Source organism: Parafrankia elaeagni, from assembly GCF_000374165.1.
Taxonomy (GTDB): domain Bacteria; phylum Actinomycetota; class Actinomycetes; order Frankiales; family Frankiaceae; genus Parafrankia; species Parafrankia elaeagni.
The window spans coordinates 59611-81235 of sequence record NZ_KB893670.1 but is presented as its reverse complement, the minus strand read 5'-3'; the positions used below and the strand labels follow the sequence as shown (position 1 = coordinate 81235).

General features: G+C 71.6%; 17 protein-coding genes and 1 tRNA gene. 10 read left to right on the top strand and 8 right to left on the bottom strand.

What is annotated here, in order from left to right; genetic code table 11:
* Nucleotides 1-35 precede the first annotated feature (35 nt).
* Nucleotides 36-275 (bottom strand): mycoredoxin, encoded by a 240-nt coding sequence (locus B207_RS0100325; RefSeq protein ID WP_026310510.1) that lies wholly within the window; start codon nucleotides 273-275, stop codon nucleotides 36-38.
* 243 nt (nucleotides 276-518) lie between these two features.
* On the opposite strand from B207_RS0100325, the gene B207_RS0100320 reads away from it, so the two are divergent.
* The 4 genes from B207_RS0100320 (at nucleotide 519) to B207_RS0100305 (ending at nucleotide 5758) form a co-directional block, all read left to right on the top strand.
* Nucleotides 519-2873 (top strand): ATP-dependent DNA helicase UvrD2, encoded by a 2355-nt coding sequence (locus tag B207_RS0100320; protein ID WP_084691953.1) that lies wholly within the window; start codon nucleotides 519-521, stop codon nucleotides 2871-2873.
* Nucleotides 2874-3130: 257 nt separating this feature from the next.
* On the top strand, nucleotides 3131-3433 hold the full coding sequence (locus B207_RS0100315; RefSeq protein WP_018634513.1) for a hypothetical protein: 303 nt from the start codon (nucleotides 3131-3133) through the stop codon (nucleotides 3431-3433).
* Nucleotides 3434-3586: 153 nt separating this feature from the next.
* Entirely contained in the window at nucleotides 3587-3880 is a 294-nt protein-coding gene (locus tag B207_RS0100310) for a WhiB family transcriptional regulator (RefSeq protein WP_018634512.1), read from the top strand.
* Between the two features lie 123 nt (nucleotides 3881-4003).
* Nucleotides 4004-5758: an alkaline phosphatase family protein gene (locus B207_RS0100305; RefSeq protein ID WP_407671330.1), complete on the top strand. Its 1755-nt coding sequence runs from the start codon at nucleotides 4004-4006 to the stop codon at nucleotides 5756-5758.
* A 106-nt stretch (nucleotides 5759-5864) separates the two neighbouring features.
* Here the strand turns inward: B207_RS0100305 and B207_RS0100300 are convergent, their stop codons facing one another.
* From B207_RS0100300 to B207_RS0100290, 3 genes are all read right to left on the bottom strand, one after another.
* Nucleotides 5865-7421, bottom strand: a complete 1557-nt coding sequence (locus B207_RS0100300; RefSeq protein ID WP_018634510.1) for an ABC1 kinase family protein — start codon at nucleotides 7419-7421, stop codon at nucleotides 5865-5867.
* A 56-nt stretch (nucleotides 7422-7477) separates the two neighbouring features.
* A complete protein-coding gene (locus B207_RS0100295) occupies nucleotides 7478-8668 on the bottom strand; it encodes a ThiF family adenylyltransferase (RefSeq protein WP_018634509.1) in 1191 nt (396 codons plus the stop codon).
* Between the two features lie 681 nt (nucleotides 8669-9349).
* Nucleotides 9350-10711, bottom strand: a complete 1362-nt coding sequence (locus tag B207_RS0100290; protein ID WP_018634508.1) for a zinc-dependent metalloprotease — start codon at nucleotides 10709-10711, stop codon at nucleotides 9350-9352.
* A 99-nt stretch (nucleotides 10712-10810) separates the two neighbouring features.
* Between B207_RS0100290 and B207_RS0100285 the strand changes: the two genes are divergently transcribed.
* From B207_RS0100285 to B207_RS0100275, 3 genes are all read left to right on the top strand, one after another.
* Complete coding sequence (locus B207_RS0100285) at nucleotides 10811-11281, top strand: molybdenum cofactor biosynthesis protein MoaE (protein WP_018634507.1); 471 nt, start codon at nucleotides 10811-10813, stop codon at nucleotides 11279-11281.
* Nucleotides 11282-11341: 60 nt separating this feature from the next.
* Nucleotides 11342-11641: a hypothetical protein gene (locus B207_RS0100280; RefSeq protein WP_018634506.1), complete on the top strand. Its 300-nt coding sequence runs from the start codon at nucleotides 11342-11344 to the stop codon at nucleotides 11639-11641.
* Between the two features lie 192 nt (nucleotides 11642-11833).
* Nucleotides 11834-12886 carry a YlbL family protein gene (locus tag B207_RS0100275; protein ID WP_018634505.1) on the top strand — a complete coding sequence of 351 codons (1053 nt, stop codon included), beginning with the start codon at nucleotides 11834-11836 and terminating at the stop codon, nucleotides 12884-12886.
* An 82-nt stretch (nucleotides 12887-12968) separates the two neighbouring features.
* Here B207_RS0100275 and B207_RS0100270 read toward each other — a convergent pair whose 3' ends face one another.
* Nucleotides 12969-13475 carry a PPA1309 family protein gene (locus tag B207_RS0100270; RefSeq protein WP_018634504.1) on the bottom strand — a complete coding sequence of 169 codons (507 nt, stop codon included), beginning with the start codon at nucleotides 13473-13475 and terminating at the stop codon, nucleotides 12969-12971.
* Nucleotides 13476-13563: 88 nt separating this feature from the next.
* Between B207_RS0100270 and B207_RS0100265 the strand changes: the two genes are divergently transcribed.
* Together B207_RS0100265 and B207_RS0100260 are read left to right on the top strand one after the other, a co-directional pair.
* Nucleotides 13564-16665 (top strand): UPF0182 family membrane protein, encoded by a 3102-nt coding sequence (locus tag B207_RS0100265; RefSeq protein WP_018634503.1) that lies wholly within the window; start codon nucleotides 13564-13566, stop codon nucleotides 16663-16665.
* Nucleotides 16666-16895: 230 nt separating this feature from the next.
* A tRNA-Met gene (locus tag B207_RS0100260) sits at nucleotides 16896-16972 on the top strand.
* On the opposite strand, the gene B207_RS36575 is transcribed toward B207_RS0100260, so the two are convergent.
* From B207_RS36575 to B207_RS0100245, 3 genes are all read right to left on the bottom strand, one after another.
* A complete protein-coding gene (locus B207_RS36575) occupies nucleotides 16951-18927 on the bottom strand; it encodes an ABC transporter ATP-binding protein (RefSeq protein ID WP_084691932.1) in 1977 nt (658 codons plus the stop codon). The genes B207_RS0100260 and B207_RS36575 overlap by 22 nt on opposite strands.
* A 157-nt stretch (nucleotides 18928-19084) precedes the next feature.
* Nucleotides 19085-19351 (bottom strand): DUF6907 domain-containing protein, encoded by a 267-nt coding sequence (locus B207_RS0100250; protein ID WP_018634502.1) that lies wholly within the window; start codon nucleotides 19349-19351, stop codon nucleotides 19085-19087.
* 130 nt (nucleotides 19352-19481) lie between these two features.
* Nucleotides 19482-19970, bottom strand: a complete 489-nt coding sequence (locus B207_RS0100245; protein WP_018634501.1) for an Lrp/AsnC family transcriptional regulator — start codon at nucleotides 19968-19970, stop codon at nucleotides 19482-19484.
* A gap of 190 nt (nucleotides 19971-20160) precedes the next feature.
* Here B207_RS0100245 and B207_RS0100240 point away from each other — a divergent pair, with 190 nt between their 5' ends.
* On the top strand, nucleotides 20161-21615 hold the full coding sequence (locus B207_RS0100240; protein WP_018634500.1) for an aspartate aminotransferase family protein: 1455 nt from the start codon (nucleotides 20161-20163) through the stop codon (nucleotides 21613-21615).
* Nucleotides 21616-21625 lie beyond the last annotated feature (10 nt).

Below are 21625 nucleotides of genomic sequence, written 5' to 3'. Positions count from 1 at the left end.
GCGAACTCCCCCGTTGTCGTCGCTCTACGTATCCGCTACGCGGCGGAAGTGGCCTTCTCGGTGACCTGACGGATGGACGGATTCGTCATCACCGTCCCATCGGCGAACAGCACCGTCGGTACGGTCGCGTTGCCGTTGTTGGCATCGCGGACAAATTGCTCTGCTGTCGCGTCGTGCTCGATGTTGACCGTCACGTACTCCAGGCCGGCCCGGTCAAGCTGACGCTTCAGTCGGACGCAGTAGCCGCACCAGGAAGTGGTGTACATCGTGATCACGGCGGAACCTCCGTTGGTGAGTGACCCGTCCGGGGACGGCGACCGGTAGCGCGGTGTGGTCTTCGTCGGCGACGCCGGCGCGTTTGGCGATGGTAGGCCGGATCGCCCGGTCTGGCGGGGCCTCGTCCGGGAGGTCCGGTCCTGGTGGTTGTGCCGGTGGGTGGCGAGGTGCATAACCCCGATGTGGCGTCTTCGCTTCCCGGTCCCGCGTGTCGGGACGTGCCCCGACTACGGTGTCGCATGATGTCCGGACCAGGTACTCGCGGGAACCGCCAGGTGACGGCCGCCGCACGCCGTCGGCCGCCCGCAGCGGAACCGAAGGCCGCCGTCGAGCCGATGCCGGCCGCGGCCGCGGAGCGCGCGGCGGCCTTGGCGCCGACTGAGGGTCTCGACCCCGAGCAGCTCGCCGCGGTCCTGGCCCCGGTGGGCCCGGTCTGCATCCTTGCGGGCGCCGGCACGGGCAAGACCCGGGCCATCACGCACCGGATCGCGCACATGGTGACGGAACGGGGCGTCGGCGCCGGCCAGGTCCTGGCCGTCACCTTCACCAACCGGGCCGCCAGTGAGCTGCGCGGGCGGCTGCGGTCGATGGGGGTGGAAGGCGTCCAGGCCCGGACGTTCCACGCCGCCGCGCTGCGCCAGCTCGGCTACTTCTGGCCGCAGGTGGCCGGCGTGGCGCTGCCGAGACTGGAGAAGAGCCGGATACCCCTGCTCGTCCGGGCGGCGGCCCGCCTGCAGATCCGTCCGGACCGGGCCGAGCTGCGCGACCTCGCCTCCGAGGTGGAGTGGGCGAAGTCGACGATGGTCACCCCCGCCGACTACCCCGGCGCCGCCGCCGAGCACGGGCGGGAGACCTCGCTGGCCCCCGACCTCGTCGCCCGGCTCTACGAGGCCTACGAGGACGTCAAGAGTGAGGCGAGCGTCCTCGACTTCGACGACCTGCTGCTGCTCACCGCGGCCGTCATCGAGGAGCACAGCTGGGTCGCGACCGAGCTGCGGGCCCGCTACCGGCACTTCGTCGTCGACGAGTACCAGGATGTCAACCCGCTCCAGCAGCGCGTTCTCGATGCCTGGCTCGGCGACCGGGACAGCCTGTGCGTCGTCGGGGACGAGCACCAGACCATCTACTCCTTCACCGGGGCGAGCGCCCGCTACCTGGTCGGATTTCCACGGCGGTTCCCGACCGCCACGGTCGTCCGGCTCGTCCGCGACTACCGGTCCACTCCGCAGGTGGTCGCCCTGGCGAACGGTCTGCTCGACGGTGCGACCGCGCCGGGCGGTGGCCGGGCGAGCCAGCCCGGGCAGGTCGGGCAGCCCGGGCAGGTCGGGCAGCCCGGGCAGGTCGGGCAGGTCGGGCGGGCTGGGCGGCTGGTCGCCATGCGCCCACCGGGCCCGGCGCCGGCCTGGCTGGAGGCCGACAGCGAGCCCGAGGAGGCGGCCGGGGTGGCCCGCCGTATCCGCGGTCTGCTGGCCGCCGGCGTCCCGGCCAGTCAGATCGCGGTGCTGTACCGGATCAACGCGCAGTCCGAGGCGTACGAGACCGCGCTCGGCCGGGCGGACATCCCGTACCTTCTGCGCGGCGGGGAGAAGTTCTTCGAGCGGCCCGAGGTGACCGCGGCGGTGCGGATGCTGCGTGCGGCGGTCCGCTCCGCGGAACCGGACCGCCCCGGCGGGCTCGCCGACGCCGTCGCGGACGTCCTCGGCGCTGTCGGCTGGCGGGCAGGCCAGGCCCCGGCGGGCCCGGGTGCAGACCGTGAACGGTGGGAGAACCTGGCCGCGCTACACCGCCTCGCCGCCGACCTCGAGACCGACCAGCCCGAAGCCAGCCTCACCACCTTCGTCACCGAACTGGCCGAGCGCGCCGTGCACCAGCACACCCCGACCGTGCAGGGCGTCACGCTGGCCTCGCTGCACGCGGCCAAGGGCCTGGAATGGGACGCGGTCTTCCTGGTCGGGCTCGTCGACGGGACCCTGCCGATCATCCACGCGCAGACCGACGAGCAACTGGCCGAGGAACGGCGGCTGCTCTACGTCGGGGTCACCCGCGCGCGCGTCCATCTCACGCTGTCGTGGGCACTGGCCCGGGCCGAGGGCACGCGCCGCTCCCGGCGGCCGTCGCGGTTCCTCGACGACCTGCGCAGGTCCACGGCCCGGGCGTCCGGCCCCGCCGGGGGACCCGACGCGGGCGGCTCGCCCGGTGGCCGGGACACCGCCGCCCGGTCCATCGGCGGCGCGGACCGCGGGCAGGCCCGCGGGCGGGGACGGGGGCGGCAGAGCGTCACCTGTCGGGTCTGCGGGCGTGCTCTCGCGGGCGCCCGGGCCCGGATCGGCCGGTGCGACGACTGCCCGGGGCAGGTCGACACGGCGCTGTTCGAGCGGCTGTGCGCCTGGCGGGCACAACGGGCGAAGGAACAGGGCCAGCCCGCCTTCGTCGTCCTCACCGACGCGACGCTGCGCCTCGTCGCCGAACGGCGTCCCGCCACCGTCGCCGAGCTCGTGGCACTGCCCGGCATCGGCCAGGTCAAGCTCGACCGGTACGGCGAGGACGTCCTCGCGCTGGTCGCGGGCAGCCCGCGACCAGCGGGGCCCACCGGCTGAGCGTGTCGCACCTGCCCTGACAGCACCATGTCCGAACACCGAACACCGAACACCGGAAACGGATACGTCGCGGACGGTGACACGCCCGGGATGGCCCGATCGTGCCTGTGGCTGCACGTGTCTGGATGATCGCGCGAAAAATAGGTTGTCAGCGTGGGCGGCGGCTCCTACCGTTGTCCGTGAACACTGGAGCGCGATCATCGCGCTCGCGGGCCGGATGCGGTCCGCACCTACGGCTCGCGAGGGAGGTCACCACGATGAGGTACCTCATGGTGGCCTTCGCGCGTATGCGCTCGCTCCCCGCCGACGTCTCGTTGCCGCGTGGTGCCAACGCGCCGAGGGCCGCCCTGCAGGCAGATGCCCTGGGTGATGCCCGCAGGGCGCTCGCTGTCGCCGGGTCCGCCCAAGCAGGCGTTGCCGGCTGCGGCTCCGCCGTCCCGGCGGCGCACACGGCGCACGAGCACCTGACGCATGAGCAGACGACCGGCATCCGCACAGGCGCACGCACCACGCGTCTGTACCACCCGTCGGGCCCCGTCCCGGATCCGCTCCTGGCATAACGCCGACTCGGAGTGACATCCAAGGCCGCGGTCCCGACAGGGATCCGCGGCCTTTTTGTTTCTCCTGGCGCATCAGTGCCGGCCACCACCCGAGGTGTGATCTTGACCGTCGTCGATGGACGCAGGACCGCAACCGAACCGAAGAAACCGCCAGTGTCGGAGGTGACCCCGGTGTTCGACCCCTCGATCGATTCCAGGATCGAGCGGGAGCGTCTCGTCCTGCCCTGCTGGGACGTGGACCCCGAGCTGTTCTTCGCCGAATCCCCGGCGGACGTGGAGTCCGCCAAGTCCGTCTGCGTCGCCTGTCCGGTGCGGCTGGCCTGCCTGGCCGCCGCGATCGACCGGGCCGAGCCCTGGGGAGTCTGGGGCGGCGAGCTTGTCGTGACGGGCCGCGTCGTTCCGCGCAAGCGGCCCCGCGGCCGGCCCCGCAAGGAGGTCGCGGCCTGACGGCCGCGGCCCTGCGCGCTGACTGCCGGCACCACGGCGGGACGTCGAGTCTTCGGCGTCCCGCCGCACCACGTTGGCAGGCGCTTCTCCTGGCGGTGCGGTCGGCGCCGGTAGGGTGCGAGCGTGCCCAGCAGTGATCGTGTGTATCCGGTCCGGGCGGGTGACGGCAGGGTTGTCGCCGGTCCCGGTCATGTCCTTGAGGCCGCCGGTGCCGAGACTCCCGCCGCGCAGGCCCCGGCCGCCGCGCAGGCCGGCGCCGGCACGGTGCCTGCCGCCGGGGTGTCTGTCGCCGGGGTGTCCGTCGCGCGGGCGGTGGAGGTTCTCACCGGTTCAGACCTCGCTCAGGTGGTCGACCTCGTCGCCTGGATCGAGGACGGCTGGCTGCACGTGGCGAACGCCGACGGTGCGTCCCGCCTGCCGACCGGTGACCCGGACGGGGCCTGGGAGGTCGTGCGCGGGCGCGACCCGGTCGCGGTCCAGGACCCGCTGCACGGCGTCCCGCTGGCGGCGGCGCTCGCGGACCCGTCGCCGCCCTCCGCCCGTAACTCCTATCCGTTCGCCGGGCGGCGGCTGCTGTCCGTCTTCGCCGATCCGACCCGTTCCCCCGACGTCGTCGTCGTCCACACACCGCGTCACTACTGGCCCGAACGCGGGGGGCATCTGGGCGAGCATGGCTCTCTGGACGCCGGTCAGTCCCGCGCGCCACTGATCCTCTCCGGGGCGGGCGTCACCGCCTGTGGGCTGCTGCCGAAGGCCGCCCGGGTGGTCGACATCGGCCCGACACTGGCGATGCTCGCCGGTGCGGAGATGCCCGGCGCGGAGGGAGCCCCGCTCACCGACCTCGCCGAGCCCGGGGCCCGCCACGTGGTCGGGCTGCTCTGGGACGGGACGAACTGCAACGACCTGCTCGACCTGGCGTCCCGTGGGGAGCTGCCGAACGTCGCCCGCCTGCTTGCCCGCGGGGTGGCGCTCACCGGCGGTGCCGTCGCGGAGTTCCCGAGCGTCACCTTGACGAACCACACCTCGGCCCTCACCGGTCTCGGTCCGGGCCGGCACGGGATCCTGCACAACGTCTACTTCGACCGCGCCACCGGCCGCCAGGTGATCACCAACGACGCCGCCTCCTGGCACGCCGCCTGCGACCAGCTTCGGGACGGGGTGCTCACCGTGTTCGAGGCGGTCGCGTCCTCGCGTCCCGGAGCCACGACAGCCTGCGTGAACGAACCGATCGACCGCGGTGCGGACTACTCGACGTTCGGCCTCGTCCGCGCCCTCGGCGTCACCAGCGGCACAGCCGAGGGCGGTGACTCCGGGGAGGCGGACGGTGCGGGCGGCGGGCGGATGGACGACTACCTGCCCTCCGCACAGGACGACCCGCACGCCAGCCCCGACTGGGTGGCTGCCGACCGGGACTACTCCTGGTCGACGCGGGTGGACGCGCTGGGGCTCAACCAGGTCATCGACCTGTGGTCCGAAGGACAGGAACCACCGGCGCTGACCTGGTGGAACACGACCATCACCGACACCGGCCACCACGGCGGCGGGGCCTTCTCACCCGAGGCACGGGCCGCACTGGCGGACGCCGACCGCCGCCTGGGCGTCTTCCTGGATCTGGTGGACCGCCGCGGGCTCACGGACTCCACCGCCATTCTGCTGACCGCCGACCACGGCTTCGAGACAGCCGATCCGGACTGCCGGGGTGACTGGGACGCCGTTCTGCGCGAGCAGGGCCTGCGGTTTCGCGACGAGGGCTACGGGTTCATCTACCTGGACGTTCCCGCCCCGGCGGAGCCTCCCACCAGGGCAGCCCCGGACGGCGAGCCGGAACCGGACGAGCCGGCGGTGGACCTGCTGCCGCCGCAGCCGGCCGGCTCCTGACCCGGCTGGGGGCCGGGCGCAGGCCGCCTGGCCCCGGGACGGCCGGCCAGCGCCGGGTGGCTGGGTAGCGCCGGGTGGCTGCGCGGCACCGCCCGGTCAGCCCTGCTCAGTCCTGGTCGGCCTTCGGCTTGCGGGTGGGCGTGGATCGACGGGACGGACGGCTCGGTTCGGCGGGCCCGGCCTGCTCCGGTGGGCGGATCCGGCTCCGTGACCGGCTGGAGCGCTGCGCCGGGGCGAGCACCACCGGGCCCTGCCGGGCACGGACAACCCCCGCGTCGTCCTCGACGTCGAGCTTCGGCAGGCGGCGACCGGGCCGGTTCGCCGAGGCGGCATGCCGGGCCGCGGCGGTGCGGGGCGCGGCGAAGCCGGGCTGCCAGCGCTCCATCTCGGCCCGGAACGGCCCTGAGCTGCCCAGCTGACACAGGATGCCGATGGCGCCGAGCGTCACCCGGTGAATCAGCAGGTAGGACGGCGGCAGGTTCAGCTGGCGGCCGAGCTGCGCCGCCGCGGACCGCCAGTCGCCGAGCCGGAGCGCCTCGCCGCGCAGCCATTCGCGGGAGAAGGTGAACTCGTCCGCGGCGATCGGCGCGAGCATCGGGGCCAGGTAGTCCAGCAGACCGTCCGCCGGAATGTCGGTGCCGGCCGGGATGAAGCCCTCGGCCCGCAGCCCGTCCGCCACCGCCTCGGCGTCGCCGGCGAGGGTGAGGCGGGCCAGCCGGCCGATCGGCTCGGGCAGCCCGCCGGGGAGCCGGTTGACGGCCCCGAAGTCGAGAACCCCGAGCCGGCCGTCGGGCAGCAGGCGGAAGTTCCCCGGATGGGGGTCGGCGTGGAGCAGCCCGGCTCTCCCCGGGCAGGAGTAGAGGAACCGGACCAGGAGCAGCCCGGCCCGGTCCCGCTCCTCCTGGGTGCCGTGCGTGATCACGGTGGACAGCGGCACGCCGTCGATCCACTCGCTGACGATCACCCGGTCGGCCCCGGCGATCGGCATGGGCACACAGATGTCCGGGTCGTTGGCGTACGCCCGGGCGAACGCCTGCTGCCAGGCGGCCTCCAGCCGGTAGTCGAGCTCCTCGGTGATGCGGGCCTTCAGCTCGGCGACCAGGGGCTTGATGTCGAGCCCCGGAGTCAGCGCCCCGAACAGCCGGGCGGCCCGGCCGAGCTGGTTGAGGTCGGCCAGCAGCGCGGGGCCGGCACCCGGGTACTGGATCTTGACGGCGACCTGTCGGCCGTCGGCCCAGACCGCGCGGTGCACCTGCCCGATGCTGGCCGCGGCGGCGGGCGTGTCGTCGAAGCTGGCGAACAGGGCCCGCCAGCCCGGGCCGAGTTCGTCGGCGAGCACCTTGTGCACTGTGGCAGCCGGGAGCGGGGGCGCCGCCTCCTGGAGTTTCGTGAGGGCGGCCCGGTAGGGGCCGGCGACCTCGTCGGGCAGCGCTGCCTCGAAGACGGACATCGCCTGCCCCAGCTTCATGGCGCCGCCCTTGAGCTCGCCGAGCACCCGGAAGACCTGGGCGGCGGTGCGCTGCTGCAGCTCGGTGGCCACGGCCTCGGCGGGCCGGCCGCCGAGGCGCTTGCCGACGCCGAGCGTCGCCCGGCCTGCCATGCCGATCGGGAGGGTCGCGAGCTTGGCGGTGCGGACGACTGCCCGCCGCGGGATGTCGGACACAGCTCCATCGTGCCCCCTCCATCGCCGGGAGCGGGGCGCCCTTGCGATACACGCCCTCAACTGGCGCTCCCCGTAGCGATCGGCTGGCCCTGGGTGGGCACCCGGAAGCCGGTCGGTGAGGACATGCCCGTCTCTGGTGAGGCGGTGGCGGCGGACCGTGCCGTGCGGCAGGGGCATTCGGGGTGCAGCAGCCAGCTCCGGCGGCGGATGCGCAGGTCGGCGCGGGAGATCTCCAGAGCGCCGTCGACTGTCGGCGGCAGGAGGGGTTTCGGGCCGTCCGGTGCGGGCGGGGTGGCGTCGAGAAAGTCCAGGGCCTGCATGCAGGCGATCGCCGCGACGAGTGTGGCCAGGGAGATCTCGCACGGGTCGGCGCCGCGGCCGGAGGGACGGATCATCTGCATCGCGAGGATCGGCCAGTCGGGGTCGCGGGCGTCGCGGTGCAGATGCTGGCAGTGCAGGCAGGCGCTGACCGCCGGCACGACCAGCGGGCCGATGATCCCGGTGGTCTCGCGGACACCCGCGAGCAGGTGCGGGACACCGGATCGCTCCAGCGCGAGGCACTCGTCCGGGTGGATCAGCGGGATGCCGACCGGGGCGAGGAGGAGCAGGTCGGGGCGTAGTGGCTCCGGGTGCTGTGTGCGTGGTGCACGGCCGGGGGGAAGGCGACCTGGTGGGTCCCGCCGACCGCCGACCCGGCCCAGCGCCGCGTGCACGGCGACCGAACGCGGCTGGCCCACGTCGTCGAGCCCGAGGCCACCGGGCGCCAGGTCCGCGGCCGAGGTGGCTCCGGGGTCGTCCACGATCACCTGACCCACGCCGGCAGCCACCAGGAGAGTCGCGATCTGTGCCCCGATCCGCCCGGCGCCGCGCAGGGCCACCCGGGCCCGGTGCCGGCGCAGCATCGCCGACCGGGGCAGCCGCACACCGAAGCTCGCGAGCGAGAGCGCGGCCACATCGGGGGCGAACCGGTTCTGGTCGAGCTCGCCGCTGGCGGGCTGGCTGGAATCGGTGTCGTCGTCGAGCAGCCCGGCCTGCGCCAGGAGCTCGATCATCGTGCGGGTGGCCGGGCTGCGGGCCTGCCCGCAGGCGTCGAGGTCGGGGCCGGGAGGCTCCAGTGCGTCGAGCGCGGAGAGATGGGCCGGGTCGAGGCCGGCGAGGATCACCGCCCGCAGTGGGTCGACGCCGATCTGCAGGGTGGTGCTGCTCCGCCAGAGCCGGCGGAGACCGGGCTTGAGGACCGGGCGCACGGGATCCTCCCTCGCGTCTGCCAGCCAGACCGACCGGCGGTGATGAAGACCGGTCCACCATGACATGAGATCGGAATGCACCAGCGCCTGTCGGCGGGACCTGTGGACAAGGCGGATTCGCGCGGACGGCCCGGTGGAGAGCGCCCGAATCATCACCGTTTATCGGGACTATTCGGGTGGAGAAATGCGATCTATCTCGCATGATCAGAAAGTTTGGGTTTCACCACGGATTTCGCTGCGTTGCCCGTCGTTGCCCGTCGCGGTCAGGGCGCACTGGCCCCGAGCACAGTCCGCCGGGGCGCCGGGGCGCCGGGGCGCCGGGGCGCCGAGACGCCGTCGACCAGCGAGCCGCGCCTTCAGGGCCGACCTGGCAAATGGGCAACCACATGATCGAAGTGACTCGCCGGCTGGGAGAAGGCCGGGCGGCACACCGAGCAACCCCTCACCAGCAGGGCATATCCGCCGCGAGGAGGGCGAGGTGGCGCCCCGAGCAGGGTTGCCACCCGGAGATCACGTACGGGCGAGCCCCCGGGGTGAACGTGGCGCCTCCGGCTTCCCCTTCCGGAGGCGCCACGCATGCCGGGGGCCCGCGTGGTCAAGCTACGACCGAATCGCCGTGTCGGTCAATTCGTGTGGCCTCTTGTGTCCCGCGTAGCCGTATCGACGGCGGGAAGTAACTGGTCAGGAACTCGGACCGTCCGAACTGGGCGGTGTTTCATCTCCTGGCGACGCGCCGTCGAGTTTCTCGATTTCGGCGATGATGTCGACATCCGCGCCCGCCCCGGTGCCGGTGACGAAGGCGGCCGGGTCCGCGAGATCATCCGCGCCCGGCAGCAGGTCGGGGTGGGCCCACAGGGCGTCCCGCCCCTCATGGCCGCGGGCGTCGTACAGCGCCTCCCACAGCGCCGCGGCCTCGCGCAGGCGGCGTGGGCGCAGGGAGAGGCCGACGAGTGTCGCGAAGATCTGCTCGCCCGGGCCACCTTCCGCACGCCGTCGGCGCACCATCTCCCGCAGCTTCGCCGAGGACGGCAGATGCTCGCGCGCCGCGGTGTCCGCAACGTGGTCCACCCAGCCCTCGATCAGCGCCAGGATGAGTTCCAGCCGGGCCAGCGCCGCCTTCTGCTCGGGGGTGTCGGCGTCAGCGAAGACATCCTCACCGAGGGCCTCGGTGAGCCGCTCCGGGTTCATCAGCGCGCTGGGGTCGATCATCCGCATCACCCGGCCGACCGCCTCGGGATCGACGGCGATCCCGCGGGCGTACTCCTCGACCGCGCCGAGCACGTGCGCCCGTAGCCAGGGGACGTGCGCGTAGAGCCGGTTCGACGCCGCCTCGCGCAGCGCGAGGTAGATGCGGACCTCGTCGTCCGTGACGCCCAGACCCTGCCCGAAGGCGGCCACGTTCGCCGGGAGCAGAGCGGCGGTGCCCAGCGGGCCGAGCGGCAGGCCGACCTCGGTGGAGCTGACCACCTCGGAGGCGAGGCCGCCGATGGCCTGGCCCACCTGCGCGCCGAAGAGCATTCCGCCGACCTGGTTCATCATCTGCATGACCGGCCCGCCGGCACCCATCAGCCGGCCGAGGTCGACGCCGGGCGGCAGCGCCCCCGCGAGCTCGGGCGGCAGGTCGCCGCCGCCGAGCTGGCTGAGGCCGGAGGAGATCCCGGTGCGCATGGCCTCGACGACCTTGCTCGCGACGGGGTCGCACAGCGTCCGCCAGACCGGCAGGGTGGCTTCGATCCACTGTTCACGCGACCAGGCGGCGGCCGTGGTGGCGCCGGCGGGCAGCACCGTGAGCGGGTCGAGCCAGACGTCCGCGATCCGCAGCGCGTTCTCCACCTCGCTCACCTCGGCCGGGCTCACCGTGCGGTCGTCGCTGCCGAGCGTCCGTACCGCGACCTGGCGGGCGAGCTCCCAGTTGACCGGCCCGCCCTGCCACGACAGCAGGCGCTCGAGCTCGGCGAAGAACGGTGCCCCGCCGCCGCCGGGGGGACGATTCGGGTCCCCACCCGGCGTGGGGCCGAAGCCGAAGGGGAAGCCGCCGCTCATCGCTGGGGCCTGTGGTCGTTCCGTAGGGACATGAACCCACGGTAGTGCGTTTTCCGGCCGACTGGTGAAACGGAGTCGGCCGGGCGTTACCGTCGGGGGGTGGATGTGACCTTCTCGGATCGAGCGCCTGTTGTCGACGGCGTGTCACCCGGTGTCGTGGTTCTCGCGCAGATGAGGGAAAGCGCGCTGTCCGTGGATGAATGTCTGGCTGCCGTCCGGTTGCCGGAGGTGGGGGGAATCGGGCTGTTCATCGGCACGGTTCGGGACCATGACCACGGGCGGTCGGTCGACGACCTGGAGTACAGCGCGCATCCCCACGCGGCGCGTGAGCTTGCCCGGGTTGCCGAGGAGGTGGCCGCTGAGCTGGGCGTTCGCGCGATCGCTGTGGTGCACCGCACCGGGCGCCTGGCGATTGGTGACATCGCCGTCATCGTGGCCGCAGGTGCCGCGCACCGGGCGGAGGCCCTGAACGCCTGCCGGCGTCTCATAGACGATGTGAAGGAACAGGTGCCGATCTGGAAGCGTCAGGCATTCGCAGATGGCTCGTCGGAATGGGTAGGCGCCTGCTGAGTGGGGCACCTAGGATAGATGTAGGTCATCTTCCTTCCCCGTCTCGACGTCGAGGCCGCCATGTGGTTCCTGCTGATCCCACCTGCCACGATGCTCCTGGCCCTGGCCTGGTTCACGCTGCGCAGTCGCCCTGACCGCACCTCCGAAGCCATGATCACTGTCGAGGGTTACCGCCGCAGTATGGCTGCCCTCGCCCGCCCCATCTCAGCCGGCCACGAGATCTCCACTCCCCTGGTTTCACCGTCAGTGACGACCCTGCCCGCCCTCGTCCCGGTTCCGGCCGCACGTCCCGGGGATGCCCGGGCGGCCGAGGCCGTCGCCGCGGTCTCGGCCGAAGGCGACGCGGCCGGAGACCACTGACACCCGGTCACACCAGTCACCCGGTCACACCAGTCACGCCCGGTGGGGCGGTGGCACCGCGAGATCGACGCGGGCCACCGCCCCACCGGCATGAGAGGGTCCCGTCGGTGGAGCCCGGCCGCACGTCGGGGCTCCCGGGCGTTGGAACGCGCTCGGACGAGCGCTCGGCGGCGATCTACGTAGACTGCGGGCATGGGCCGCCGCGCGCAGACACTCCTCGTTGCGTCGGTGCTGACGCTGATCCTCGCCGTCGTCGGCCTGTGGCTACCGGTGCCCTATGTGACGTTCGCCCCGGGCCCGGTCACCGACACGCTCGGCAAGGTCGACGGGGCGCCGCTGATCGAGATCGACGGTCGCCAGACCTACCCGACCTCGGGCAGCCTCGATCTGACGACCGTCGAGGAGACGCCGCGACTCAACCTGCTCGGCGCGCTCGGGGACTGGGTGTCCTCCGACCGGGCCGTCGTCCCGAGCGAGCTGGTGCGCCCGCCGGGATCCAGCCAGGAGGAGATCCGGCAGGAGAACACCCAGGCCATGATCGACTCCCAGGACCAGGCGACGGCCGCCGCACTCAGCGAGCTCGGCATCGAACCGACGGGCACGGAGGTCGTCGTGCACGAGGTGCCGGCCGGCTCGCCGGCCGCCGGGCAGCTGCGGTCCGGCGACGTCATCACCGCGGTCGGCGGGGCGAGGATCACCGACCAGGACGGGCTGCGGGAGCGGGTCGGCGCGGCGAAGCCCGGCGATGTCGTCGAGGTCGCCTACCGCCGTGACAACCGGCCTGCCACCGCGAGGATCACAACGAGGCCCGCCCCGGACGACGACAGTCGTCCCATGATCGGTGTCACCACCACCGAGAAGCGGTCCTACCCGTTCACCGTTCGGATCCGGATCTCCGACATCGGCGGCCCGAGCGCGGGCCTGATGTTCGCGCTGGGCATCGTCGACCTGCTCACCCCGGGTGAGCTCACCGGTGGGAGGACGATCGCCGGTACCGGGACCATCGACAGCACCGGTGAGGTCGGGCCCATTGGTGGTATCCAGCAGAAGATCCTCGGAGCCGAGCAGGCGGGCGCCTCGGTGTTCCTCGTGCCCGAGGGGAACTGCGTCGATGCCGTCCGGATGAAGACCGACCTGCGGCTCGTCGAGGTGACAGGCCTGTCAGGTGCTCTCGAGGCGCTGGAGACCCTGCGCGGGGATCCCGCCTCGACCTCGGTGCCCACCTGCTCCGCCGACGCGAGCTAGCGCCGTGACCGGCCGGGGCGAACCCGGCCGGTCACGGCACCAGGCCGCGCAGAGCAGGCACCCGGGCCCCCGGCCCGGAGGTCTACCGGAAGGTCTCCAGCAGCCCGTCAACCAGGTTGTCGGCGAGGTCGGGGTCGATGACCAGCTCGTCGTCACCGCGCACCCGCAGGCAGGATGCGTGCATGCCGGCCCGGGTGACCCCGACCGCGAGCCGGACGTCCTGCCGCTCGGGATGGTTGGCGGCCCAGTGCTCGATGTCGTGCTCGTCGTAGGGGACCTCCGCCTCGGCACTTGGCGGCAGGACGACGAGTTCGGTGACAAGGACGCAGCCGAGGACCTCGGGGGGCCAGCCGATGCCAGCCAGAACTTCGTCGAGCCGCCCGGCCGGGAGCGGTTCCTGCTCCACCGGCGTTAGGGAACCTGGTGGGGCGTCGCCGATATGGGGGGCCAGGCCAGGCTCGCGCATGAGCAGCTCGGAGGTGTCTGCCAGCGCGTACACCTGACTGGGCTGGTCCCACCCCAGCTCGGCGACGTGTCGTTCGACCTCCAGGACGACGGAGGTCAGCTCGGTGATGCTCGGAGTGGTCACCGACCCATCCTCTCGGATCTAGCCGAACAGGGCTGGCGTAGGTTGCCCTGAAGGCGGGCAGCCGCATCAGGAACGGACGGAGGAGCTAGTGGCAGGAACCAGTCGCAGACCGCTGCTGACACGGACACGCCTGCTCGTGCCGGTGGTGGGCGTCCTGGTCCTGATCCTCGTGGGAGTCGGCGTCTACACCCGTCTCTACACGGATCTTCTGTTCTACCGTTCGGTGGACTTCAGTAACGTCTTCAGGACCGTGGTGTTCACGCGAATACTGCTGTTCGTTCTCTTCGGTGCCGTGATGGCGATTGCCGTGGGAACGAACATAGTACTCGCCTACAGGCTTCGCCCCCCGATCCGTCCCCTGTCGACCGAGCAGCAGAACCTCGAGCGCTACCGGGTGGCGATCGAGCCGTTCATGCTGCCGGTTCTGCTGGCCGTCTCGGCACTGTTCGGCCTCGTCGCCGGGCTGTCGGCGTCCGGGCGGTGGCGCACGTGGCTGCTGTGGATCAACAGCGAGCGTTTCGGTGAGGTCGACGCCCAGTTCGGCCGCGACATCAGCTACTACACCTTCAGCTACCCGTTCCAGCGTTTCCTGCTCGCCTTCCTGCTGACCGCGGTGCTGCTTTCCCTGCTGGTCACGGTGCTCACGCACTACCTGTTCGGGGGCATCCGGCTGCAGTCGGCGGGGGAGCGGGTCGCGCCGGCGGCGAAGGCGCACGTCTCGGTGCTGCTCGGGCTGGTCGCGCTGCTGAAGGCCTGGGCCTACTACCTGGACCGGTTCGGGCTGGTCTTCTCCTCCCGCGGCGTGTCGACGGGGGCGTCCTACACCGACCTGCACGCCGTGCTGCCGGCGAAGCTGATCCTGCTGTTCATCTCGCTGGCCTGCGCGGTGCTGTTCATCTACAACATCTTCCAGCGGGGCTGGACGCTGCCGCTGCTCGGCGCCGGAATCCTCGTGCTGTCCTCGGTCGTCATCGGCGGCATCTACCCGGCGATCGTCCAGCAGTTCCAGGTGAAGCCGAACGAGGCTTCCCGCGAGGAGCCCTACATCACCCGCAACATCGCGGCTACCAGATCGGCCTACGGCATCCAGGACGTCAAACCGGAGCCCTATTCGGCGCGGACGGACGCGACCGCGGAACAGATCGCGGCGGACAAGGGAACGGTGCCGAACATCCGGCTGCTCGACCCGAGCAAGATGTCGGGCACGTTCCAGCAGCTCCAGCAGATCCGCGGCTACTACGGTTTCCCGCAGACTCTGGACGTCGACCGTTACACCACGACGGTCAACGGGAGGAACACGACTCGGGACTACGTCGTGTCGGTCCGCGAGCTCAACCAGGGCGGGCTCGGGGAGGACCAGCGGAACTGGATCAACGAGCACCTGACCTACACCCACGGCCGGGGCTTCGTCGCGGCGCCGTCCAACACCGCCGACGAGGGCCGGCCGGCCTTCACCGAGCGCAACCTCCCGGAGACGGGCGACCTGGACGTCACCGAGAGCAGGGTGTACTTCGGCGAGATGTCGCCCGAGTACTCGATCGTCGGCACCCGCCAGGCGGAGATCGACGGCCCCGGGCCGAACGACACCCAGCTCACGACGAGCTACGACGGCGACGGCGGCGTCTCGATCGGCTCCAGCTTCCGGCGGGCGCTGTTCGCGCTCCGCTTCGGCGAGGCGAACGTCCTGCTCTCCAAGGACATCACCGGCGACTCGCGCATCCTCTACGAGCGCAATCCGCGCGAGCGAGTCAGCAAGGTGGCACCCTGGCTCACCCTCGACGGCGACCCGTACCCGGCGGTGGTCGACGGCCGGGTCACCTGGATCCTCGACGGCTACACCACCTCGGACGGCTACCCCTACTCCGCACGGCGGACGTTCGGGGACGTCACGGCGGACGCGGTGACAACCCAGAGCCGCAACCGCACCCAGCAGCCGCCGAACCAGGTCAACTACATCCGTAACTCGGTGAAGGCGACGGTGGACGCCTACAACGGCACGGTCACCCTCTACGCCTGGGACGAGCAGGACCCGGTGCTGCGGACCTGGATGAAGGCCTTCCCGGACACCGTCAAGCCGAAGAAGGACATCAAGCCCTCCCTCATGGAGCACCTGCGCTACCCGGAGGACCTGTTCAAGGTCCAGCGGGACCTGATCGGCCAGTACCACGTGGACAGCGCCCGGGACTTCTACTCCCAGGAGGACTTCTGGAACGTGTCGCAGTCCCCGGACGACACCGGTGAGCCGCAGCCGCCGTTCTACGTGTACAGCCAGCTGCCAGGGCGCGACGCCCCGTCCTACAACCTGACCTCGCCGCTGATCTCGGCCCGGTCGTCCAAGCTCGCCGCCTACATGGCGGTGTCCATGGATCCGGACAACTACGGCAGGTTCACCCTGCTCCAGCTGCCGCCCGGCGACACGATCAACGGGCCGGTGCAGGTACAGGGGGCCATCGAGTCCAACGGTGACGTCGCCAACCGGCTCACCCTGTGGCGTGGTGCGGGCTCACAGACGATCGAGGGAAACCTGCTGACGCTGCCCGTCGCAGGCGGCCTGCTGTACGTGGAGCCCTACTACGTCCAGGCCCGCGGGTCGACGGGGTACCCGACCCTGCAGGGGGTGGCCGTGGCCTTCGGGGACCGGATCGGCTTCGGCTCCTCGCTGGCCGACGCGCTGGACGACGTCTTCGGCCCCGGGGCGGGAGCATCGGCGGCCGGCGCCGGGACCTCGGCGGCCCCGACCACCGGTGACGAGAGCGAGGAGGAGGGCGAGGGCGAGGGTGAATCCGGATCGGGCCCGCCCGCCCCGTCCGCGCCGTCGAGCGGCGACCTGGCCAGTGCCATCGAGGACGCCGACGCCGCCTACCGGGCCGGCGAGGAGGCCCTGGCGAAGACCCCGCCGGACTTCACCGCCTACGGCGAGGCCCAGAGGGACCTGCAGGACGCGCTCGGTCGGCTCCGCGCTCTGGCGCCCACGGCTGCGCCGCCCACCCCGCCGCCCCCGGCTTCGCCGGGGGCGGCGCAACCCACCGCGGCACCGGCGCCGACAGTCACAGCGGCTCCGGCGAGCCCGGGGACCCCTGGGGCCCCGGCGGAGCCGGTGCGCGGGACGGGTGGTGTCGTCGAGCAGGCGGTCGGCGCGGTGCCGGCGGCGATCCGCCCGGTGGCGGCGCCGACCGGCAGCCCCGGCTGAGCCCACGGGAACGGATCGACCGGACCGGGCCGGACGGACCGGATCGAAACGGATCGGATCGGATCGACCGGCCGGCGGCCTGGCTCCAGCCAGGCCGCCGGCCGGTCGCCGGTCCGGGCCCCGGACCGGCGGAGTACGGAGCGTCGACTGGGGGAGGGGCCGGGAAATTAGTAGGCCCGCTCATTTGACACCTGGGCCAAGCGTCCCTGTATAGTAAAGACACACACCGACGCGGGGTGGAGCAGCTCGGTAGCTCGCTGGGCTCATAACCCAGAGGTCGCAGGTTCAAATCCTGCCCCCGCTACCAGATGGAATATCCCCCAGAAGCCCAGGCTTCTGGGGGATATTCTTTTTCGGCGTTTGAAGTGGGCTGGGCACGACCGGGCCCGCGGTCAGATCCCGGCCGCCGATCAGGCCACCGCTCTGCCGGTTCCACAGATGGTGGTAGAGCCCGGTCCGGGTGAGCAGCTCCTCATGTGAGCCCTGCTCGGCGATCCGTCCGCCCTCCAGCACCACGATCCGGTCCATCGTCAGCAGTGTCGACAGACGGTGCGCGATGGCGATCACCGTCCGGCTGGCCCACAGATCCTCCAGTGCGTCCTGGACGAGCCGCTCGCTCTCGCTGTCGAGGGCGCTGGTCGCCTCGTCCAGCACCAGGATCGGGGCCGGGCTGAGGAACGCGCGCGCCAGCGCGATGCGCTGGCGCTGCCCGGTGGACAGCCGGATGCCCCGCTCGCCCACCAGCGTGTCGTACCCGTCCCTGGTGCTGGCGATGAACTCGTGGGCGTGGGCCCGGCGTGCGGCGTCCTCGACCTCCTCGCGCGTCGCCGCCGCGGCGGTGCCGTAGACGATGTTGTCCCGGATCGAGCGGTGGAAGAGCGTGATGTCCTGCGGGACGTAGGAGATCAGCCGGGCGAGCTGCCGGTCGTCGATCGGGGCGCCGTCGGCGCACAGCGTGCCGGGGGGCAGTGGGTAGTAGCCCAGCAGCAGTTTGAGCAGCGTCGACTTTCCGCTGCCGCTCCGGCCGACGATCCCGATCTTCTCGTTACGGGCGACGTCCAGGCTGATGGTGTCGAGGACCGGCCGGGCCGGGTCGTCCGGGTAGGCGAAGCGCAGGTTGTCGATCCGCAGTGAGCGGGTGTAGGCGGGCGGGCTGCTGGTCTCCTCCCGCGGCGCCACCCGGCGGTGCTCGTCGATGATGTCGCGGGCGCCGAAAAGGTAGCGGTAGGCCTCCTCGACCCGGGCCAGCTGCAGGTTCAGCTGGGAAACGAACCAGACGGTGCCCCAGATGTACTCCGAGAAGGCCATCAGTGCGGTGAGGAACGTGGCGAACTGCGCGAGCGTGAGATTTCCGTCCAGATAGAGATGCAGATTGAAAAGAATTGTCGTCGGCCACAGGACGTAGCGGACGACAATGCTCATCGCCCCGAAATAGAGGAAGTTCCACCGGTAGGACGAGGCGGCCACCCGGGCCAGGCCACGCCGCCTGGCCCGGAGCCCGGCCGACTCGGCCGCCTCCCGCGTGAACGACTTCACCGCGACGAAGTTCGCGATCACATCGATCGTGTGACCCTCGACGTCGGAGGCGACATCGGCAGCGGCCCGCTCCCGGGCCGCCACCCGTCGCACTGTCAGCCGGCCCAGCAGGAGCATCAACGCCAGGCCGCCGGCGAAGGCGAAGCCGGTCGGCACGTTGACCGTGAACATGATCGCCGCGAGCGTCGGCAGTCGCACGACCTGCCCGCAGTACTCCCAGTACACCGAGTTGAGGAACAGCCGGTACTCCCGGCCGAGAGTTCCCGCGTAACTGCTGATCTTTCCGGTGAAGGTGCCGACGAAGTAGGGGTAAGGCTGGGTGATCACCTTGGTGAACACGAGGTCCTCGTACTCGTACCCACGATCGAGGATCAGGCGTACCCACAGCAGCTCGGCGCTGCGCCAGAAGATGTCGTGCAGAACGCCGAATCCGATGAGCACCCCGGCACCGAACAGGGCCGCGTCCCGGTCGACCGGTGTGGCAGCCAGTGCCGCGACGAGCCGGCCGGCGAAGATCGGCACGACCGCGAGCAACAGGTTGGCGATGGCGAAAACGCCCAGAACGGCCACCGCACGCCATCGGAACGTCCGGATGTGGGCGAGGAACGAGTGCAGGCCGGCGTTGCGGCGGTTGCTCGGGACCGCGGCCTGCTCCTGCTCCTCCTCGTCGCCGGCGTTGGGCGCGGAGCTGGCGGGACCGGCCAGGCGCGCGGACGACTCTGCCATTCCGGCAGCGTGGCGCGGATATCCGCTGACTGCACGTGAATTTCACCGTAACGGCAGCACCCGACCCTCACCCTGAACCGGCCGGGCAGCCGGGCAGCCGGGCAGCCGGGCAGCCGGGCAGCCGGGCAGCCGGGCAGCCGGGCAGCCGGTCGGGCGGTCAGCCGGTCGGGCGCTCGGGCGTCCGCCAGGGGCTGGCCGGGCGTAGCTGGTCGGCCGCCCGCAGCAGCGCGCGGGCCAGCGACCGGGCCTCGTCGGGGTCGAGGTAGGCGGCGGCCAGGCTTTCGAGCATGGGGGCGTCGACGCGCAGCAGGACAACAGGCGCGGCGCCGGTGCTGGCAGGCGGCTCAGGCCGGACGGTGATCTCCGCCTGCCCGATCTTCGTGATCAGGATGCCGTCCCGCGGGTCATGGTGGACGAGCGCCATGGTCTCCTCATCGCTCGAGCCGGAACCAACCAGTCTTCGCGACATGTTGGACTCCTGTTGGCTCTTCATGGTTGCCCGGTGTCTCCGTGCTTGCCGGTGATGGTTCGGGTCGCGAGCCCGACACGTCCGGTCATCGTGCGCCCCAGGCGTAGGTCTGCTTGACCAGTCGCAGGTAGACGAAGGTCTCCGTCTCCCTGACCTGGGGCAGTGCACGGATCTGGTCGTTGATCAGCGAGAGCAGGTGCTCGTCGTCCTCGGCGACCAGTTCGATCAGGATGTCGAACGTTCCCGCGGTGAGCACGACGTAGTCGACCTCGGGCAGCCGGGCGAGTTCCTCGGCAACCTCCCGGGTGTCGCCGGAGACCCGCACGCCGACCATCGCCTCGCGCCGGAAGCCGACCCGCAGCGGGTCGGTGACGGCGACGATCTGCATGACCCCGGCGTCGAGCAGGCGCTGGACCCGCTGACGGACCGCCGCCTCGGACAGCCCGACGGCCGTGGCCATCGCCGCGTAGGAACGGCGCCCGTCCTGCTGGAGCTGCTCGATGATCGCCTTGTTGATGTCGTCCAGCAGCGGCTCAGGCGCCTGGCGCTGACCGGACGACCTGCGTGACTGCACGCGACATCCTCCTGGATGCTTCGTCCGACGGACGCCGATCGTGGGGCGGGTACTCGCTGCGCGTCATCGTATGGCCGGGTGGGGCCTGATCTGGATGCGGTCTTTGTGACGCTTGCTTTCTATCGATTCCATCGCAAAATGTGCTCCGGGGCTACGCTTTCGGTAGTCGAGAGCAGGGAAGGGTGCGGTGATGGTGCCGAACGCGACGTCCACGACCCCTCAGACAGCTCCCCGGGCGACCCCCCGGACGGACCGTCCGGCAGCCCCACCTCCGGGTGGGCCCGACGACATCGCCGCGGGCCTGCGGGAGCGCGAGGAACGTGCCCTGCAGGAGCGCACCCCGGCTTCACGCGCCCTGCACGCCCGCGCCGCGCGGACGATGACGGGCGGCGTCCCGTCCTCCTACCAGGCGCGTGATCCGTGGCCGATCTATCTCACCCACGGCCGGGGCTCGCGGGTGTGGGACGTCGACGGCCACGAGTACGCCGACTTCCACAACGGCTTCGGTTCGATGGTTCAGGGCCACGCCCATCCGGCGATCGTGCGCGCGGTCACCGAGCGGATCGCCCTCGGCTCCCACTTCGCGATGCCGACCGAGGACTCGGTCATCGTCAGCGAGGAGCTGGCCCGCCGTTTCGGCCTGCCGCAGTGGCGGTTCGTCAACTCCGGCTCGGAGGCGACGATGGACGCGATCCGGATCGCCCGCGGGGTGACCGGCCGTGATCACATCGTCAAGATCTTCGGGTCGTACCACGGCCACCACGACTACGTGATGGTGTCGATCGGCGCCCCCTACGCCGACATCGGCCCGGCGGACCGGATGAACTCCCTCAGCTACGGCGCCGGAATCCCCGAGGTGGTCGTGGAGCTCACCGTGGCGGTGCCGTTCAACGACGCCGCGGCGATGGAACGCCGGATCGAGGCACTGGAGGCCGAGGGGAAACCGCCCGCCTGCGTGATCATGGAAGCCGCGATGATGAACCTGGGCGTGGTGCTGCCGGAGCCCGGCTACCTCGAGGCCGTCCGCGAGATCACCCGGCGGCACGGCATCGTTCTCATCTTCGACGAGGTCAAGACCGGCCTGTGCGTCGCCGCGGGCGGCGCGGTCGAGCGGTTCGGCGTGACGCCGGACATGGTCACTCTGGCCAAGGCGCTCGGCGGCGGGCTGCCGACCGGCGCCATCGGGGCCACCGAGGAACTGATGGCGGTGGTGGCCGAGGACAGGGTGAAGCAGGTCGGGACGTACAACGGCAACCCGCTCGCGATGGCGGCGGCCCGGGCGAGCCTGCAGGAGGTCCTCACCGGGGACGCCTACGCGCATCTGGATCAGCTCAACGACCGCCTGCTGGCGGGCTGCGAGGAGATCCTGGCCCGGCACGGCCTGGCCGGCTATGCGGTGGGGATCAGCTCCAAGGGCTGCGTCCACTTCACCGACGCGCCGATCCGGGACTACACATCCTTCATGGCCCACCAGAACGCTGCTCTGCCGGAGCTCGCCTGGCTGTACAACGCGAACCGGGGAGTGCTCATGGCTCCCGGCCGGGAGGAGGAGTGGACCCTGTCCGTCCAGCACACCGACGCGGACGTCGACCGTTACCTGGACAGCCTCGACGCGATGGCGGGAGACCTCGCGGCCCGCGGCTGACGGCCCACCG

Bases quoted from the DNA above. Each gene is read 5' to 3' on its own strand.
- B207_RS0100320 (WP_084691953.1), top strand. From the start codon at position 519: ATGTCCGGACCAGGTACTCGCGGGAACCGCCAGGTGACGGCCGCCGCA.
- B207_RS0100315 (WP_018634513.1), top strand. From the start codon at position 3,131: ATGAGGTACCTCATGGTGGCCTTCGCGCGTATGCGCTCGCTCCCCGCC.
- B207_RS0100290 (WP_018634508.1), bottom strand. From the start codon at position 10,711: ATGAGCGGCGGCTTCCCCTTCGGCTTCGGCCCCACGCCGGGTGGGGAC.
- B207_RS0100280 (WP_018634506.1), top strand. From the start codon at position 11,342: ATGTGGTTCCTGCTGATCCCACCTGCCACGATGCTCCTGGCCCTGGCC.
- B207_RS0100275 (WP_018634505.1), top strand. From the start codon at position 11,834: ATGGGCCGCCGCGCGCAGACACTCCTCGTTGCGTCGGTGCTGACGCTG.
- B207_RS36575 (WP_084691932.1), bottom strand. From the start codon at position 18,927: ATGGCAGAGTCGTCCGCGCGCCTGGCCGGTCCCGCCAGCTCCGCGCCC.
- B207_RS0100250 (WP_018634502.1), bottom strand. From the start codon at position 19,351: ATGGCGCTCGTCCACCATGACCCGCGGGACGGCATCCTGATCACGAAG.
- B207_RS0100240 (WP_018634500.1), top strand. From the start codon at position 20,161: ATGGTGCCGAACGCGACGTCCACGACCCCTCAGACAGCTCCCCGGGCG.